This is a genomic window from Streptomyces sp. NPDC096310, from assembly GCF_044763125.1.
Classification (GTDB): Bacteria; Actinomycetota; Actinomycetes; order Streptomycetales; family Streptomycetaceae; genus Streptomyces.
Genome location: NZ_JBIWFO010000008.1, coordinates 49,138 through 62,551 on the forward strand (window position 1 = coordinate 49,138; position 13,414 = coordinate 62,551).

At 69.4% G+C, this 13,414-nt stretch carries 29 protein-coding genes; 2 read left to right on the forward strand and 27 right to left on the reverse strand.

Going from position 1 to position 13,414, the window contains the following annotated elements; genetic code table 11:
- Positions 1-2: 2 nt before the first annotated feature.
- The 13 genes from ACIQ7D_RS17730 to ACIQ7D_RS17790 all read right to left on the reverse strand — a co-directional run bounded on the left by ACIQ7D_RS17730 (position 3) and on the right by ACIQ7D_RS17790 (position 4,937).
- Positions 3-299 carry a hypothetical protein gene (locus ACIQ7D_RS17730; RefSeq protein WP_403938466.1) on the reverse strand — a complete coding sequence of 99 codons (297 nt, stop codon included), beginning with the start codon at positions 297-299 and terminating at the stop codon, positions 3-5.
- Positions 300-302: 3 nt separating this feature from the next.
- On the reverse strand, positions 303-749 hold the full coding sequence (locus ACIQ7D_RS17735; protein WP_403938468.1) for a DUF5131 family protein: 447 nt from the start codon (positions 747-749) through the stop codon (positions 303-305).
- A 3-nt stretch (positions 750-752) separates the two neighbouring features.
- On the reverse strand, positions 753-932 hold the full coding sequence (locus ACIQ7D_RS17740) for a hypothetical protein (RefSeq protein ID WP_403938470.1): 180 nt from the start codon (positions 930-932) through the stop codon (positions 753-755).
- Positions 929-1,309, reverse strand: a complete 381-nt coding sequence (locus ACIQ7D_RS17745) for a hypothetical protein (RefSeq protein ID WP_403938472.1) — start codon at positions 1,307-1,309, stop codon at positions 929-931. The genes ACIQ7D_RS17740 and ACIQ7D_RS17745 overlap by 4 nt, the downstream gene beginning before the upstream one ends.
- Entirely contained in the window at positions 1,306-1,848 is a 543-nt protein-coding gene (locus ACIQ7D_RS17750) for a DUF3560 domain-containing protein (RefSeq protein WP_403938473.1), read from the reverse strand. Before ACIQ7D_RS17750 ends, ACIQ7D_RS17745 begins: the two co-directional genes overlap by 4 nt.
- 40 nt (positions 1,849-1,888) lie before the next feature.
- Complete coding sequence (locus ACIQ7D_RS17755; RefSeq protein WP_403938475.1) at positions 1,889-2,353, reverse strand: hypothetical protein; 465 nt, start codon at positions 2,351-2,353, stop codon at positions 1,889-1,891.
- A gap of 49 nt (positions 2,354-2,402) precedes the next feature.
- A complete protein-coding gene (locus ACIQ7D_RS17760; protein ID WP_403938477.1) occupies positions 2,403-2,738 on the reverse strand; it encodes a hypothetical protein in 336 nt (111 codons plus the stop codon).
- Complete coding sequence (locus tag ACIQ7D_RS17765; protein ID WP_403938479.1) at positions 2,735-2,950, reverse strand: hypothetical protein; 216 nt, start codon at positions 2,948-2,950, stop codon at positions 2,735-2,737. Before ACIQ7D_RS17765 ends, ACIQ7D_RS17760 begins: the two co-directional genes overlap by 4 nt.
- An 18-nt stretch (positions 2,951-2,968) precedes the next feature.
- A complete protein-coding gene (locus ACIQ7D_RS17770; protein WP_403938480.1) occupies positions 2,969-3,190 on the reverse strand; it encodes a hypothetical protein in 222 nt (73 codons plus the stop codon).
- Between the two features lie 52 nt (positions 3,191-3,242).
- The gene (locus tag ACIQ7D_RS17775; protein WP_403938482.1) at positions 3,243-3,440 is read right to left on the reverse strand and encodes a hypothetical protein; all 198 of its coding nucleotides are present in this window, start codon (positions 3,438-3,440) and stop codon (positions 3,243-3,245) included.
- 58 nt (positions 3,441-3,498) lie between these two features.
- A complete protein-coding gene (locus tag ACIQ7D_RS17780; protein WP_403938484.1) occupies positions 3,499-3,975 on the reverse strand; it encodes a hypothetical protein in 477 nt (158 codons plus the stop codon).
- Between the two features lie 54 nt (positions 3,976-4,029).
- Positions 4,030-4,437 carry a hypothetical protein gene (locus tag ACIQ7D_RS17785; RefSeq protein WP_403938485.1) on the reverse strand — a complete coding sequence of 136 codons (408 nt, stop codon included), beginning with the start codon at positions 4,435-4,437 and terminating at the stop codon, positions 4,030-4,032.
- Positions 4,438-4,505: 68 nt separating this feature from the next.
- Positions 4,506-4,937: a hypothetical protein gene (locus tag ACIQ7D_RS17790; protein WP_403938487.1), complete on the reverse strand. Its 432-nt coding sequence runs from the start codon at positions 4,935-4,937 to the stop codon at positions 4,506-4,508.
- A gap of 116 nt (positions 4,938-5,053) precedes the next feature.
- Between ACIQ7D_RS17790 and ACIQ7D_RS17795 the strand changes: the two genes are divergently transcribed.
- Positions 5,054-5,281: a hypothetical protein gene (locus ACIQ7D_RS17795; RefSeq protein WP_403938489.1), complete on the forward strand. Its 228-nt coding sequence runs from the start codon at positions 5,054-5,056 to the stop codon at positions 5,279-5,281.
- 79 nt (positions 5,282-5,360) lie between these two features.
- Positions 5,361-5,558, forward strand: coding sequence for a hypothetical protein (locus ACIQ7D_RS17800; protein WP_403938491.1), 198 nt, complete (start codon positions 5,361-5,363; stop codon positions 5,556-5,558).
- A gap of 13 nt (positions 5,559-5,571) precedes the next feature.
- Here ACIQ7D_RS17800 and ACIQ7D_RS17805 read toward each other — a convergent pair whose 3' ends face one another.
- From ACIQ7D_RS17805 to ACIQ7D_RS17870, 14 genes are all read right to left on the reverse strand, one after another.
- Positions 5,572-5,904 carry a ParB N-terminal domain-containing protein gene (locus ACIQ7D_RS17805; protein ID WP_403938493.1) on the reverse strand — a complete coding sequence of 111 codons (333 nt, stop codon included), beginning with the start codon at positions 5,902-5,904 and terminating at the stop codon, positions 5,572-5,574.
- A gap of 82 nt (positions 5,905-5,986) precedes the next feature.
- Positions 5,987-6,289, reverse strand: a complete 303-nt coding sequence (locus ACIQ7D_RS17810) for a hypothetical protein (protein ID WP_403938495.1) — start codon at positions 6,287-6,289, stop codon at positions 5,987-5,989.
- Between the two features lie 2 nt (positions 6,290-6,291).
- Positions 6,292-6,501 (reverse strand): hypothetical protein, encoded by a 210-nt coding sequence (locus ACIQ7D_RS17815; protein WP_403938497.1) that lies wholly within the window; start codon positions 6,499-6,501, stop codon positions 6,292-6,294.
- A gap of 12 nt (positions 6,502-6,513) precedes the next feature.
- Positions 6,514-6,693: a hypothetical protein gene (locus ACIQ7D_RS17820; RefSeq protein ID WP_403938499.1), complete on the reverse strand. Its 180-nt coding sequence runs from the start codon at positions 6,691-6,693 to the stop codon at positions 6,514-6,516.
- A 9-nt stretch (positions 6,694-6,702) separates the two neighbouring features.
- Positions 6,703-6,915, reverse strand: a complete 213-nt coding sequence (locus ACIQ7D_RS17825; protein WP_403938501.1) for a hypothetical protein — start codon at positions 6,913-6,915, stop codon at positions 6,703-6,705.
- Between the two features lie 20 nt (positions 6,916-6,935).
- Positions 6,936-7,439 (reverse strand): hypothetical protein, encoded by a 504-nt coding sequence (locus ACIQ7D_RS17830; RefSeq protein ID WP_403938503.1) that lies wholly within the window; start codon positions 7,437-7,439, stop codon positions 6,936-6,938.
- Positions 7,440-7,576: 137 nt separating this feature from the next.
- The gene (locus ACIQ7D_RS17835; RefSeq protein WP_403938505.1) at positions 7,577-7,801 is read right to left on the reverse strand and encodes a hypothetical protein; all 225 of its coding nucleotides are present in this window, start codon (positions 7,799-7,801) and stop codon (positions 7,577-7,579) included.
- Between the two features lie 73 nt (positions 7,802-7,874).
- Positions 7,875-8,282, reverse strand: coding sequence for a hypothetical protein (locus ACIQ7D_RS17840; protein ID WP_403938507.1), 408 nt, complete (start codon positions 8,280-8,282; stop codon positions 7,875-7,877).
- A gap of 192 nt (positions 8,283-8,474) precedes the next feature.
- Positions 8,475-10,559: an FtsK/SpoIIIE domain-containing protein gene (locus ACIQ7D_RS17845; RefSeq protein ID WP_403938509.1), complete on the reverse strand. Its 2,085-nt coding sequence runs from the start codon at positions 10,557-10,559 to the stop codon at positions 8,475-8,477.
- Positions 10,556-11,863 (reverse strand): hypothetical protein, encoded by a 1,308-nt coding sequence (locus ACIQ7D_RS17850; RefSeq protein ID WP_403938510.1) that lies wholly within the window; start codon positions 11,861-11,863, stop codon positions 10,556-10,558. The genes ACIQ7D_RS17845 and ACIQ7D_RS17850 overlap by 4 nt, the downstream gene beginning before the upstream one ends.
- 23 nt (positions 11,864-11,886) lie before the next feature.
- A complete protein-coding gene (locus ACIQ7D_RS17855) occupies positions 11,887-12,114 on the reverse strand; it encodes a hypothetical protein (RefSeq protein ID WP_403938512.1) in 228 nt (75 codons plus the stop codon).
- A 137-nt stretch (positions 12,115-12,251) separates the two neighbouring features.
- Positions 12,252-12,455, reverse strand: a complete 204-nt coding sequence (locus ACIQ7D_RS17860) for a hypothetical protein (RefSeq protein WP_403938513.1) — start codon at positions 12,453-12,455, stop codon at positions 12,252-12,254.
- A gap of 29 nt (positions 12,456-12,484) precedes the next feature.
- Positions 12,485-12,898 (reverse strand): ATPase, encoded by a 414-nt coding sequence (locus ACIQ7D_RS17865; RefSeq protein WP_403938515.1) that lies wholly within the window; start codon positions 12,896-12,898, stop codon positions 12,485-12,487.
- A gap of 29 nt (positions 12,899-12,927) precedes the next feature.
- Positions 12,928-13,290, reverse strand: a complete 363-nt coding sequence (locus tag ACIQ7D_RS17870; RefSeq protein ID WP_403938516.1) for a hypothetical protein — start codon at positions 13,288-13,290, stop codon at positions 12,928-12,930.
- Positions 13,291-13,414: the final 124 nt, after the last annotated feature.

Consider the following 13,414-nt stretch of genomic DNA (forward strand, 5'->3'; position numbering starts at 1 on the left):
GTCTACTCCTCGATGTCGTTGTCGTGCTCAAGCCGTTCGGCCAGCCCTCGGAGATTGTCGGCCTGGATGAGGCGCTGACGGTCGTGCTTCGTGTAGGGGCCCGCAGTGGCGGGCGGGACGCGCGCGGCGAGCTGGGCGGCGGCTTCCCGCAGGACGGCCGGGTCGTGCCGGCGCGTCTCGCCGTCGGGGTCGGCCAGGCTGCCGGGCAGCGGTCCGCTGATGCGGCAGTTCGTGCACCAGATACGGCCTTGGGCGGGGCTCCAGCCGCAGGTGCAGTCGGGGTCTCGGTACGGCTCCATGGTCTACTCCTCGGTCTCGTGGTCGCGGTCGTCCCAGTACCGGTTGTCGGCCTGGGCCACCTCGTCGGGAGTCTCCTCCCAGGCAGGAAGCGGCGGTGGGGCGAGCGGGGCCAGTTGGTGGGCGGGTTGTACGTTGCGCAGGGGCCAGGTGAATCGTCCGGCGTATGCCAGTGCGGTGTAGGCGTCCATCGCGGACATGCGGGTCTGGACCACAGCGCCGAACTCGGGGTTCGTGAGGAGTTGCTGCCGGTCGGGGTGTTGAGTGGGGATTCGGTACGTGTGGTGCGGGGTGAACGCGATGACGGCGAGCACGTCGGCGAGTGTCTCGTCGGGCACAGCGGGCGCGAAGAGATCCTCGGGCACGTTGACGGTGTGGGCCCTGTTCCATCGGACTCGGGGGTCCTCGAACGCGTCCGGCTCGGTGATCGGCTTCCAAGTCTTGATACCCATGGGTCAGGACTCCTTCGGGGCGGCTCGTCGTGCTCGCATGCGGGCGAGGATCTGCGCGTTCGTGGGCTGCTCCCAGGCGTGCCAGCCTTGGGACGCGATCCACTGGCGGCCGTGGCTTCTGCGGGCGATGCCGCACCAGCGGCAGCCGAACGGCGACGGCAGGGACCGGCGGAGGACGGTCATCGAGGGCCCACCTGAAAAGTCCACCAACCGTCGTACCCAGGCGGGATCGCCGGATAGTTGGCGAGCATCGGCCGCAGGATCCCCAGGTGACGTTCCTGCTGTTCGAGCGGGACGTTCCCCCAGTACGAGGTGCCGTCCCATCGACCACGGCAGTCGCCGCCGTACCGGCCGTCGGAGTAGCGCTGGAGGAAACCCTCCGCGTTGGCCGGTACGGGGCGTTGGATCGTGCGCAGTTCTCCGATACAGGCGACGGGCGTCGTCTTGGTCCTGCGGAACCACACCGCGTCGATGTACGACCAGCAGTCGTCCGTGCGAAAGCTGTGGAGGGCGACCGCGTAGGGCTTGCGGGAGATGAGGAAACGGTCTTCGCAGATCATGTGGTGTCTCCGTCGGCCGGATTGGTGATGGTGACGCCGCTACGGGTGCGGGACAAGACGCGGCTGTACTCACGCTTGGGGTCGTCCCAGCCGCCTCCACCACCATCAAGGGTGAGCGTCTTCTTGTTGACGCGCTTGACCCTGTAGGTGCTGGTTCCGGTCTCGAAGACCCGCACGGCGACGATGTCGCCGACCTGGAAATCGCTCTGCCCCCACGGGCGTTCGCGGGTGCTGGTGACCGCAGCAATCTCGGCCTTGGCGGCGGCGTGCGCCTTCGCCCACTTGGCTTTGTCCTGTGCCTGCTCGGCGGCCTTGTAGGCGTCGATGGCCCGGTCGGAGGCGGCGTCGGCGCGGTTCTTGTCCCGGCGCGCGGACCGGTAGGAGTGGTGGCCTCGGAGGAGCGGCTGCCCGCCGGCGAACCGCCCGTACATGGCGGACGCCCGCTCACTGGCCTGATCGGCGGTCTCTGTCAGTCGGTCGGCCCGCTGCTGGAGACGCTCGGCCTTCCGGCTCTCGGGGCTCTCACTGGTGTCGGACATCAGGGCTCCTGTCGTTGGTCGCGGGATCGGTGGCGGACGGTCACGGGGTGACCTCCGGCAGGGGCGGGTCGTACATGTCGAAGTGGCACGTGTTGCAGTGGGTCTGCTCGCAGGTGCAGTGCGGGCGGACGACCGGGGTGCCGAGCCAGACAGGGATCTCGACGGCGGGAGCCGGCGTCTCCAACTCGGCGATCCGGGCCTTCAACCGCTCCGCCTCTCGCGTCAACGTCCGCGTCTCGTTCTCCGCCTGGAGCCGCGCCTGATCCTTCTCGTCGACCCTGGCGTGCAACTGCTCGGTCGTCGCGAAGACGCCGTTGCGCTGGTCACGGAACGCGTCGCGGTCCGCCTCCAGTCGCTCGACCTCGGCGGCGAGCGTGAGCGCGATCTCGTGCAGCGCCTTCTCCGTGCCGCCGTTGTACGTCGCGGTCGACCAGGTCGACGTGCGCTCCCCATACTGCCGAAGACGGATCAGAGCTGCGCGCGGGGTCAGTGGGGTGTTCGTCATGATGCTCCTCAAGAAGGGGGTCGTCGGATCGACGGCCCCAGGGGGTGTGTCAGGACCCGGGGTACGACAGGGGCGGCTCGTACATGTCGAAACCACACGTGCTGCAGCGCACCTGCTCGTACTCGCAGTTCGTGCAGACCGTCGGCGAGTTGAGCCAGACGGCGGCGGGGTCCCTCGCCTCCAACTCGGCGACCCGGGCCTGGAGCGCGGCGGTCGCCTCGGCGACGACGACGTCCACACGCCGCTCGAACTCGGTACGGCCGGCGTCCGGTGAAGGCGTGAACATCCCGGCCAGGCGGGCGCGGGCGGACGGCTGCGGCAGGCCGTGGATCCGGGCGTACAACTCCGGCGTCAACGGCTCGCTGGCGGGGTTCTGGCTGGTCATCGGGGTCCTTCCGGGGTGACAGATGCGGGGCGGATGCAGGTCGCGACGACCGTTCCGTCGTCGGTGGCGAGCTGAAAGTTGACGCTGGTCGGCTCGTCGGCGTGACGCAGACATCCACACGGGTGCGCCTCGTACAGGCCGTGCAGGTCACTCAGCGAGCCGTGGTAGCGGACCAGCACGCCGGGCTCCCAGCGGACCATCGGGTTCAGCATGCGGGCCTCCGTAGCGGTTCAGGCGCCCAGACGGGCCGCGAGAGCACGCAGGTCGCCCATGGTCAGTCCGGTACGGACACCGTCGCCGTAGATGCCGTTCGTCGCCTCGACCATGAGGCGGGAGTCCGGCTCGTCGGCGTACACCTTCAGCACGTGCGCGAGAGCCTCCACGGCGCTGGCGGGCTTGGCGCCGTACTGCTCCATCGCCTCACGGCGGATACGGTCCGTGTGTCGGGACATCGGGTTCCTTCCGGGACAGGGTGGGGCCAGCGGTCGCTGGCCCCCGGGGGTGTCAGGCGAACGGGCAGTCGGGGCGGGGGCAGGAGCAGCGGACCAGCTCGTGCGTGTCCATCCGGGAGACCAGCAGGTGCGGCTGACGGAGGATCGAGATCTTTACGTGGATGAAGAAGTACGGGACTCCGTTGATCTCCCGGGTCCAGAAGTGCTGAAAGTGGTTCTCCATCTCGCCCGTGCGCGGGCCGATCTTCATGGGGTGCTCCTCAAGCGGGGTCAGGGCCCGCCCCGGACGGGGCGGGTGGGCAGTGCGGTCAGTACGCGGTGATCTGGATGCGGTAGTCGCGGATCGCGCGGCCCCACACGCTGGCGTGACCGCCGTAGGCCATGACCCCGGTGAGGATTTCCCGCTGCGTCTCGATGATCTGTTCGGCCGTCACTCCGCGGCGCACGCTGCTCGGGACGACCCATCCGCCCTGCCGCTCGATGACCTGGACCCGGTAGAGCGTGGGGGCGGGCAGGACGGCCGGCCCGAAGATGACGTAGCCGATGAACCCGAGGCAGAGGTCGCCGGTGGCGCTGATCGCGTCGGCGAGACGCTGGATCTCCCTGTCCTCGGCGGCGATCTGGTCGGCGAGGTGCTGGGCGCGGGGACGCAGGTTGTCCAGCCTGGACCAGGTGTTGTGCTGGTCCTCGGGGCTGTAGAAGTAGCCGATCTCGACGCGGCCGGTGAGGGCGGTGATCTCGCGGGTGATGGTGTCGAGGTCGTCGCGGAGGTCGGTGGTGATCACGGGGGCTCCCTGGCCGATACGGGTGGCGGTCGTCTGCTGCGCCGTGAAGTTGGTCTATGCGCACCTCCCGAAGTCGGCGGCGACGAGGTGCTTCGTGGCCTTGTAGCTGCCGAGCGCGGCGTAGAGCGCGGGGTCAGCCGGTCGGTACACGTGTACGTGGATCCAGCGGCCCGTCGTCCGGTGCTGCGCCCAGACGCGGACGGCGTCGGAGCCGAGGTGCATGGCCCGGTACGCCTTGGCGACGTGCCGTCCGTACCAGGAGCGCTGCCCGTCCTTGAGGCCGTCGGCGCCGAGCCTGTCCAGCAGATCGCCGGTGCGGATGAGCCGGCCTGCTTCGACGGCGGCAGCAATCGGTCCGGAGCGGCACCGGTAGGCAAGCGCCCGGATGACGGTGCGGGCGGCCTGGTGGGTGCGGGCGATGTGGCGAATGGTGGCGCGACGGGTACGGCTGGAGCGGAGCATCGGATCCCCCTGGATGCGGTGTGCGGTCGTTCGGTGGGCCCAGCCGGCCAGGGCCGGGCCTCGGGCTGTCAGGCGGCAAGGTCGACGATGGCGCGCATGACGGGCAGGTCGTGGCCGCCGCTGTCCTCGTCCCAGTCGGTGACGATCTGGACGGTGCCGATGCCCGCCAGGTGGGCGGTGATCGTGATCTCGACCGCAGGGAAAGCTCCGCCGGAGTAGGCGCGCTGCACAGTGCGGGTGGTGACGACGCCACCGACGCGCTCGTACACGGCGTTCAGCTCGTGCTGGGACCAGACGCTCACGCTGGTGGCGGTCTCCCCATCGAGGATGCGGGTGGAGCGCCAGCCGAGCGCGCGGCGGACCTTGGCGGCGAGCGTGGCGGTCGCGTACTGCTGGGCGGCCTCGGCGGCGTTCACGACGGCAAGGCGCTTGGGGTCGGTCTCGGCGGTTACAGGGCCGGCGATGACGTAGGCGACGACGTACAGGTCCATGACGGTCATTTCTGTCTCCCCTGTTGGCCCTCTTGGCGATAGGTCAACTGTAGCCACACCGTGGCCACACGACAAGTCCCGTGAGAAGATTCGCGTGGCCACAGACGAACCCACAAGGAGGCCGCATGGCAGTGACCAAAGGGCCCACCGGGCTCAGGAAATTCCGCGCACCAACTGACCTGTGGCAACGCTTCGGTGACGCAGTCGAAGCAAGCCCCGACCCCGAGGCGGACATGTCGAAGGTGCTGCGCCAGTTCCTCCGCTGGTACAACCACGAGACCGGTGCCAAGCTCCCCGACCGCCCAACTGCTGGCCCTTGGTCTAAGCCCGGAGCCCCCGAGGAGTCCGCGTGACAGCCCTCCCGGAGTGGCGTCCGTAGCGGCTTCCCGGATTCCCGCCCGGCCGCCGGGTGCCGCACGCCAGACTGCCATCATGGAACCCGACGTCAGCTACATGGTGCGCGGCACCACCCGGGACTCATGCCAGGACGCTCTGGACCGGCTGTGCCGCTTGCTGGGTGCGACGCCGACGACCCGGCCCACAGACACGATCGGCCGTGGCTGGGTGGCACGGGCGGTACCCACGGCGGAAGCCCCGGACCGGGCGGTCCGGGGCTCCGCCGTGCTGTGACGGTCTCGTCCACTTACAGACCGAGGGTGTGGAACGGGAACGGGCCGGTCTCCCAGAGGACGCCACGGTTGTTGATCCAGTACCAGTGGAAGGGAAACTCGTCGGCCCCGAGCTGCATGAGGGCGACGGCCCGGTGGTGCCCGTCGGCGACGTACACGTCGGTCGGGTAGCGCTCCGAGATCCCGAGTTCGATCGGCTCGCGCAACCCGTCCCTGAGGATTGCCTCCTTGAGCTGGGCCATGATCTTCCGGTCCTCGTTGCGCCGCGCGAACCGCTGTTCGGCGTGCCGCCACTTGGTGTACTCGGTCGGCTTGATCAGCCGGTCGGACAGCATACGGACGGGCATGCGGCCGAGGTACTTGCCCATCAGAGACCCTTCTGGTTGGTGTTGTGCGGCCCCGACTGAAAGCCGGGGCCGCACGGAGGGATTAGCTCCACACCCAGGGTTCGCGGGCGTTGGCGGCCCGCTGGGCGGCTGCCGCGAAGATGTCCGCGAGGTCGCCCCAGTTCGCTGGCATGCGCGGGTCGGTGGCGGCGCGTCGGAGGATCTGCGCGTACTGGCCGGCTTCCCGGTGCCGAATGTGGGCGATGTCGGCGAAGGTGCCGTCGAACAGGTGGCGGATCTTCCGCCAGTCGTGTGCGGGCAGTACGTCGGCGAGGTGCTGGCCGAGGTTGGCGATGGTGAGCCCTGATCGGGAGACTGGCTCACTGTGCGAGATGCGGATTCCCATGGTCAGTTCTCCCGGAAACGCTTGGGGAGGCGCGCCTCTGTGTCGATGACGGCCTGGTTGAGGCGCAGGTACTCGGGGGTCTCCTCGGTGACGCCGGCTTCGACTTCGCTGGCGGTGTTCTCGTACAGGTCGGCTTCGGCGCGGCGGTGGGCGGCGAGCCGCCGGTTCTCTTCGACGTAGACGCGGAGCTGCTTGCCGGTGGGCTTGCGCATGACGAGTCCCTTTCAGTTGGCGGGGCGAACGGTGACTTCGAGGTCGCGGGGGTCGTTCTTGGCGGCGTCGAGGCGGTGCTTGAGGTCGGCGTCGTCGTAGACGGCGATGCTGTCGTGGTCAGCGCCGGTGATGATGTCGACCTTCTGGCCGGTGCGGGAGCGGGCGGTGAGGACGTACTTCGGATCCGGCATGGCGAGTCCTTACCGGGTAGGGATGTGCTTCTGGCTGGGGTCGTGTTCGGAGTGGTAGGAGGCCGCGAGGATGGCTCCGGCGCCGCTGTTGTAGGGCGTGCCCTGAAGGTCGGGGCAGCCTGAGCAGACGACTCGGAAGGCGTTGGCCTTGCGATCGGCTTCGGCATAGACGAAGGATCCGTCCGGCGCTTCCATGATTTTGCTGATGCGTTCGAATGACATGGATCTTCCTTTCGGGCTGGTCAAACGCCGTGTGTGGCGGTGCGGTTGTGTGCGGTGGTGAGGGCCCATCGGATGGGCTCGGCGCTGGTCTGGGCGTCGTTCCAGGACGGGACGGTCTCTGCCTGGTACCGCTGCCGGATGACGTCGAGGAGCAGCACGCACGCGTCGTCCGCTTGGCGCCGGGTCGCGGCGGCCCGGAGGGCTCCGACGACGCAGACGGCCCCGGTGTCGTCGCGGAGGGTGCTGCGGGTCCAGCCGCGGGTGTCGATGATGCGAAGCGCGTCGAGGAACACGCTGCCGAGCGGGCGGATCGCCGGGACGATGACGGCCGGGGGAAGGGCCGGCGCGATCGGCTCCGCCAGTGGCGCGTCGGGCAGGTGGGCGGTGTTCACCGCGTAGGCGAGGAGTGCGTGGTCGAGGCGGACGGTCATCGCCGTCTCGGCGAGCGCGAGCCGCGTGTCGAGGTCGAGTTCGGGCGCCGCCACCGTGGGCGGGCTTGTCGGGGCGTAGGTGATCGTGGTCATGTTGGGGTGCTCTCTGCGCGCATGCGCGTGGTGGGTGGAAGGGGCGCTCCTGGTCGCTGCCAGGCATTCGAGGAGCGCCCCGGCGGGGCTACTTCCCGGGGCTCATCGGAGCGCTGCGGGAGTTGTTGTCGGCGCCGTCAGTTCAGAGGGAGGGCCCTGCACTTGTCGGCGTGCTTCTCGGCCGAGCGCTGCGCCGTGCTCTTGTCGACGCCCTCCCCGCCGTAAGCGCCTGCCGCTCCGCACCCGTCGCACGTCCAGTCGTGGCCCGGATTCCATGCCGAGGGGCGGGTGACCACGACCTTCACGATCGCGCCGCGCTTGTTGGCGTACTTGGTGACGATCTGCCCTGCTTGCGCTGTCATTCGGTCCTCTCTAGGGCCGGGTCTGTCCCGGCTCCCCTCACCGCCCGTGCAGGACGGGCGGTGAGGGGAGCCGTCAGAGGCCCCAGGCCCCGAGCGGGCGGCGCTTGCGCGGGTGGGAACTGTCGGCGACCTGCTTCTCCAGGCCGCGGATCTCCGGCTCGTCGAGGACACCCTCGTAGCCGTCACCCAGCGGGCTGGACGTCTGCGGGGCGGGCTCGTGGATGCCGCGGAGCCCGCGAGGCGGCGAGGTGTAGACGGGCCCGTCGCGGAGCACGAGGCCCTCGACGGACAGCGAGCCGGAGATCATCCAGCCGGGCATGAGCGGGTGCCGGTGGGAGACGGTGTACTCGGCGTAGACCCGCTTGTCCTGGCGCGTGGCGTCGCGCCCGGAGAGCTCCCGGATCACGTACAGCTTGTCGCCCTGGCGGACGTCACGCTCGGCCCGCTTGGCGTCCTTCTTGGTGCGCTGGTAGACGGTCATGATGATCTCCTTCAGGTCGGTTTTTGTGATGGTTTACACCTGGACAGGCGCAGGGATTGCCCTGGTATGCACCATGGACAGGGGGCGGACGAGGGGTGGACGTGACCCGGGTCGCGTCCGGGGTCCGTCCGCCCCCTGACCGGGGGATATACCGGGTCAAATTAGGATGATGTCCGGGGGTGTCCGGGTAGTTCACACGCCCTGGATGAACTCCACGGCGTCCGCGATGTCGGCCCTCCGGTAGCCGTTCACGCGCCCTTCCTTGTGCGGCACGGTCACCTTGACCGTGCCGCCAGCGCCCGCAGTGCGAAGCATGTGTCCGAGATTCGAGGGAAGCATCGAACTGCCGATGAAGTCCGCCATCTCGTCGACTTGCGCTTCGTCTCGGCCGAAGTGATCCATTGCCGTCAGGCAGCCACGCAGGGCGTCCATCTGCATGCGCTGCTCCGGCGTCAACTCGTGGATGGCGCGCCCCGGGTAGCCGGTGCGGTGCGGGCCGCCTGCAAGGGACGACAGACCAGTCTCCGCGACGAGTATGTGCTCGATCGGGTCGCCCCACTGCCCGGCCAGACGCCCCGCCTTGTCTCGCAGAGCGGCAGCGCGCACCATCAGTTCGGTGATCTCGCCACGCTCGTCCTCGTCCAGGTCGAAGCTGCGGGCCAGGTCGGTGATCCCGGCGAACGGGTTCACCAGCCATCCGAGACCGGGAATCGGCGGGTCGAACTTGCTCGCGTCCCTGCCCATACCGGACGCCCCGCCGCCGAGGATCGCGTTCGACTGCGCAGCAGTGTCAACACGCATCGCCCACCGGGAGCCGCAGTTCATCGCCAGCGCGGCGGGAAGAACATCGGCCTCCGGGTACTGGGTGATCAGCACCATGAGGATTCCGGCGCCCGCTGCGACCGCGGACAGCTGAATGAACGCTTCAAGGATCTCGTCGCGCAGCGGTTTGCCGGGACGGGTGTATGTGGCGACCTCGTCCACGATCAGCAGCTCGATCCCACCGAGCTTGTCGATCGTGTCGACGGTGACTTTCGACTTGCCGAGCTTTCCGAGGTCCCGGTTCCGGCGCCCCATGTCGGCGATCAGCGCATTCGCCAGGGCAAGGAGACGCTCCGGGCTGGGCTTGAAGTACGTGGCGGCGACGCCGGCCTTGGCGTAGGCGTCCCACTCCCCGTTCTCCTTTCCCGCGACGATCCGCAGGTTGATCCGCGGGTCCATGGCGGCGCCGACGACGAGGTTGGAGGCGCCGACTCCCTTCCCGGAGCGGGTCATCCCGGCGATCACGAAGCTGGAGTTGTTGATGGGCAGGACGATCGGCTTTCCGCGCTTGTCCCACGCGACGGGCACGCCGACCTTGAAGGCGTCCAGGGCGCCGACCAGGTCGAGAAGTGGCGATGGCCGCGGGGCGTCGAACGGCGGCGTGTTGCTCATCCACAGCGACACCCGGCCCTCAGCGCCGGCCTTGGTGACGTCGACCATGGACACGTCCCTGCCGAGTGCGGCGGCAAGGGAGGCGAGCTTCTTCTTCAACTCGGCTGCGGTGGACGCCCCGGGCATGTCGAACACGGTGACGCTGGAGCCGTCGGGGCTGGTCTGGGTGGGCTGCACGATCCGGATGGCGCCCCGGAATCCACACTCGCTCACGGCCTTCTGGATCGTGTCGTCGTCAAGGTCCACGGTCGGCTCGGCAGTGATGCTGGCCGGGGCGGCGCCGATGGCGCCGCGGGTGGCCCCGGGGCGTCCGTGCCAGGCGCCGGCCGCGAAGCCGGCCGCGGCAAGCGCCATGTCGATCCACAGGCCGCCGGTGGCGATGCCGACGGTGACGGGTGCTCCGACGGCGATGGCCCCGGCGGCACTCCTCCCGGCGTGGATGAGCCTGTGGCGCCGGTAGTCGGCACGCCGCGCTTCGACGGTCGCCTTCAGCTTGGCCTCTTCGGTGACGTCGCCCCCGGCGGCCTTGAGCGCGGTGCGGGCGGTACGGATCATCTGCGGGTAGTCGTCGGTCCAGCTGTCGGCCCACCGACGGAGCAGGTTGAGGTAGCCGCGGCCGGCCTGCGGGATGTACAGCCGGTTCCCGAGGGCGTGGCGCCGGGCGCGGGTGAGACGAGCCGTCTGCGACTCGATCCAGGCGGGCCGGACCGGAGCCGACGGGCGGTCGATGACGGTGCCCTCGATGGGCGCGTCGACCACTTCGGCGTGGGTCTCGGGGGTGTCCTTGACGAGGCTGAGCGCGGGCCGCTCGGCGGCCGTCTGCGGGTGGGCGGCGGTACTCACTTCGACTCCTCTGCGGGCTGGGCTGCGGTCTGCTCAAGGCGCGCCTGCTTCTTCGCCCCGGGGGTGTAAGGAGCGGTGTCGCCAGCCCGACGGCGGGGCGGCGTGCCGCCGTTGTTTCGGCGTCCGTCGGGGGCGTTCGGGTCGCGCTTCGAACGAGGACCCTTTTGGGATTCGATCAGGGAGAACGCACCGATAATCGGAGCGCTGGTGACGGTCTGCATGCGGGCTTCTGCGGCCCGTGACGTGGCCTCGATTTCGGCGTCGATTCCAACCGCCTTCGATCCGGTCACGCGCTGCCACGCCTCGCTCCAGATCTGCTCAGTGACGGACGCTGCACCTCGCGCCGAACGCAGCGCCTCTGCCAGATCCCATACGGCCGGATGGTGCTCGCGCCGGTCTTCGTCGCGACGCTTCCGCTCCTCCTCGGCCTGGTTCTCCGCCGACTTCTTCGCGGCTGCTGCTTCGGCAACAACAGCCTCCTTCTCGGCGCGCGCCACCGCCTCCGCCGCGGCCCTTTCCTCTGCCGCCTTCTCCGTGGCGCGGCGCTCTCGCCATGACGGGATACCGTCGGCCTTCTGGGCGATGCCGTGCTCGTAGGCCATAAGGACGACGGGCCCGCCGAGAGAGGCGATGGCGCCGATGAGACCTGCGTTCAGGCCGATAGCCGAGTCAGTGATTCCGTGCCACAGGTTGATGCCAGCCGCGACGAGCGCGCCGATCATGATGCCGATGCGGTAGGGAGCAACATCTCGTCGGTGGGCGACTGCCCATGCAGCACCGAACGCCAAAACGAGGGCCAGCCCTTCGAGGAGTGCGGGCGCGGCGACGAGGAAGGGGCGCTCCCGGTCCCAGAACGCAACGAACTGGATCGGCGCAGCAATGATGAGGCCGACGGCATAGATGGAGCGGGCGCCCCACTTCCAGTACCGCTCGGTGCGGTCCTGTTCCGCAGCTTCCCGGGCTTCACGGTGGGCCTGCTCCTCGGCCGCTTGGTCCGCCTTTTCCTTCTCGGCGTCGGCCTTGGCCGTCTCCGCCGCCTTCTTGGCCAGGTGGGCCTGGTGGTCTGCCTGGTCCTTTTCCAGGCGCATGCGCTTGCGTTCGTTGGCGAGGCGCAGTTCTTCGGCTCGGTCAACAGCGAGGGTGCGTTCGGCATCGGCTTCGCCCTCGGCCTTGATGCGGAGGGCTTTGGCCTCGGCTTCGGCACGCGTCCGGATTGCCTCCGCCTCGGCGAGGGCTACCGGGTCGAACCGGTGCTCGGGCACGTTCACTACGTGCCCGTTGACCTTGTCGATGGCGGTGCTCACGATCGGCTTCCTTTCGGGATGGGTTAGGCGGCGGGCTGGTGGTCGTGCTGGGTGGGGATGCGAGTGCGTCGGGTGGGCTGCTGATCGAGCCACGCGTCGAGGACGATCGCGGCGGCAACGAGGACGACGACGGCGATACGGATACCGGGCGGCGGGGCGAGTCCGAACAGCCACGCGAGTCCGGCGACGAGGAACGCGATCCGGGCCCGGCGCACCAGGTCGGGGAGGTAGAAGGTCACGGTGGTCTCCAAGGGGGGTGGCTGGTCAGCGGGCGAAGATCGCGAACATGACGATGGCCAGGCCGATGACGCCGGGGATCACGAAGCTGAGAACTTCCCACGTGCTCTCACGCATAGCGGATGCTCCTTCTTGGGTCAGGGCTGGCGGGTCAGCGGGTGCCGGGCACGCGGGCGGCGATACGGGCGGTGAAGCTGCCGGTGACGTGGTCGGAGACTGCGCGCTCCAGCTCCCGGACGTCGGCGAGGTCCTGGTCGATGACCGGGTCGCCGCCGTTCCGGTCGGCCTCGTTCTTGGCGGCGGTGACGCGGGCGACCCATTCCGCCATCGGCTTCCGGGGGTCACGGTTGGGCATGGCCTGCTCCTTCGGAGGTGGGGTGCGGGTTAGCGCTGGACGACGTCGAGTTCGATGTCGCGGTGGTGGACGGTGACCTGGTGGCCGTTGGCGGCGGCCAGTGCGGCGAGCGCGGAGGCGAATGCCGGGGCGCGATGCCTGCCGCCGGAACAGCCGCTGGCGACGGTGACCGGCCCGGCGGACGGGCTGGCCGCGTATGCGTCGATCGCTGCGGCGACGGCGGCGATCAGGTTGGTGATGCCGGGCGTGGCGTAGACGGCGTCCCTGACGGGCTGGTCGGCGGCGGTCATGTAGCGGAGCGCCGGGGTGATGTGCGGGTCCCGGAAGTGGTGGCGGAGGTCGATGGTCAGGTGTGCGGCGGGCGGCGCGTCGTGGAGGTAGCCGAACGAGACGATCTCGACGACTCCCCTCCGCCCTGTCTCGGTGGCGGGGTCGGTCTGCATGGGGGGCGGTCCTCTCGATGTGAGGGCGGTCAGGCGGAGGGGGGGCGGGGCATCGCCCGGCAGGCCGTGGCGTGCTCGTTGGCCTTGTCGCGGGCGTTACGCTCGCCCTTCGTGCGGTCCTGGATCACGTATGACCTGCTGCTGTACAGCCGGATCTCCGTCGCCCACTCCGCGGTCTGAACAGCGCCGCAGCCCAGGCAGGTCGCGATCGTGGCCGAGCACTCCTTGACCGTGGTGTCGTTGCGCAGTTCGACGGTGGCGCCGCCGACAGTGAGGAAGCGCATCAGCACGTCGTCGGCAGGCGTCGGGGTCATGGCCTCGGTGGTCATCTGGTGGTTCTCCTGGGTGTCGGTGGCCTGGCGGGCGAAGAAGCGGGCGAGGAGCGTGACCATGGGGTTCCTCTCTCGGGTCGGTCAGTTCTTGGGCGTGCGGCGGGTGGGGAGCCAGAGGCGGCGCTTCGACTCGGGCTCGGTCTCAGGGGCCGGTTCGGTCCGGGCGGCGAGAACGGCCAGGCTC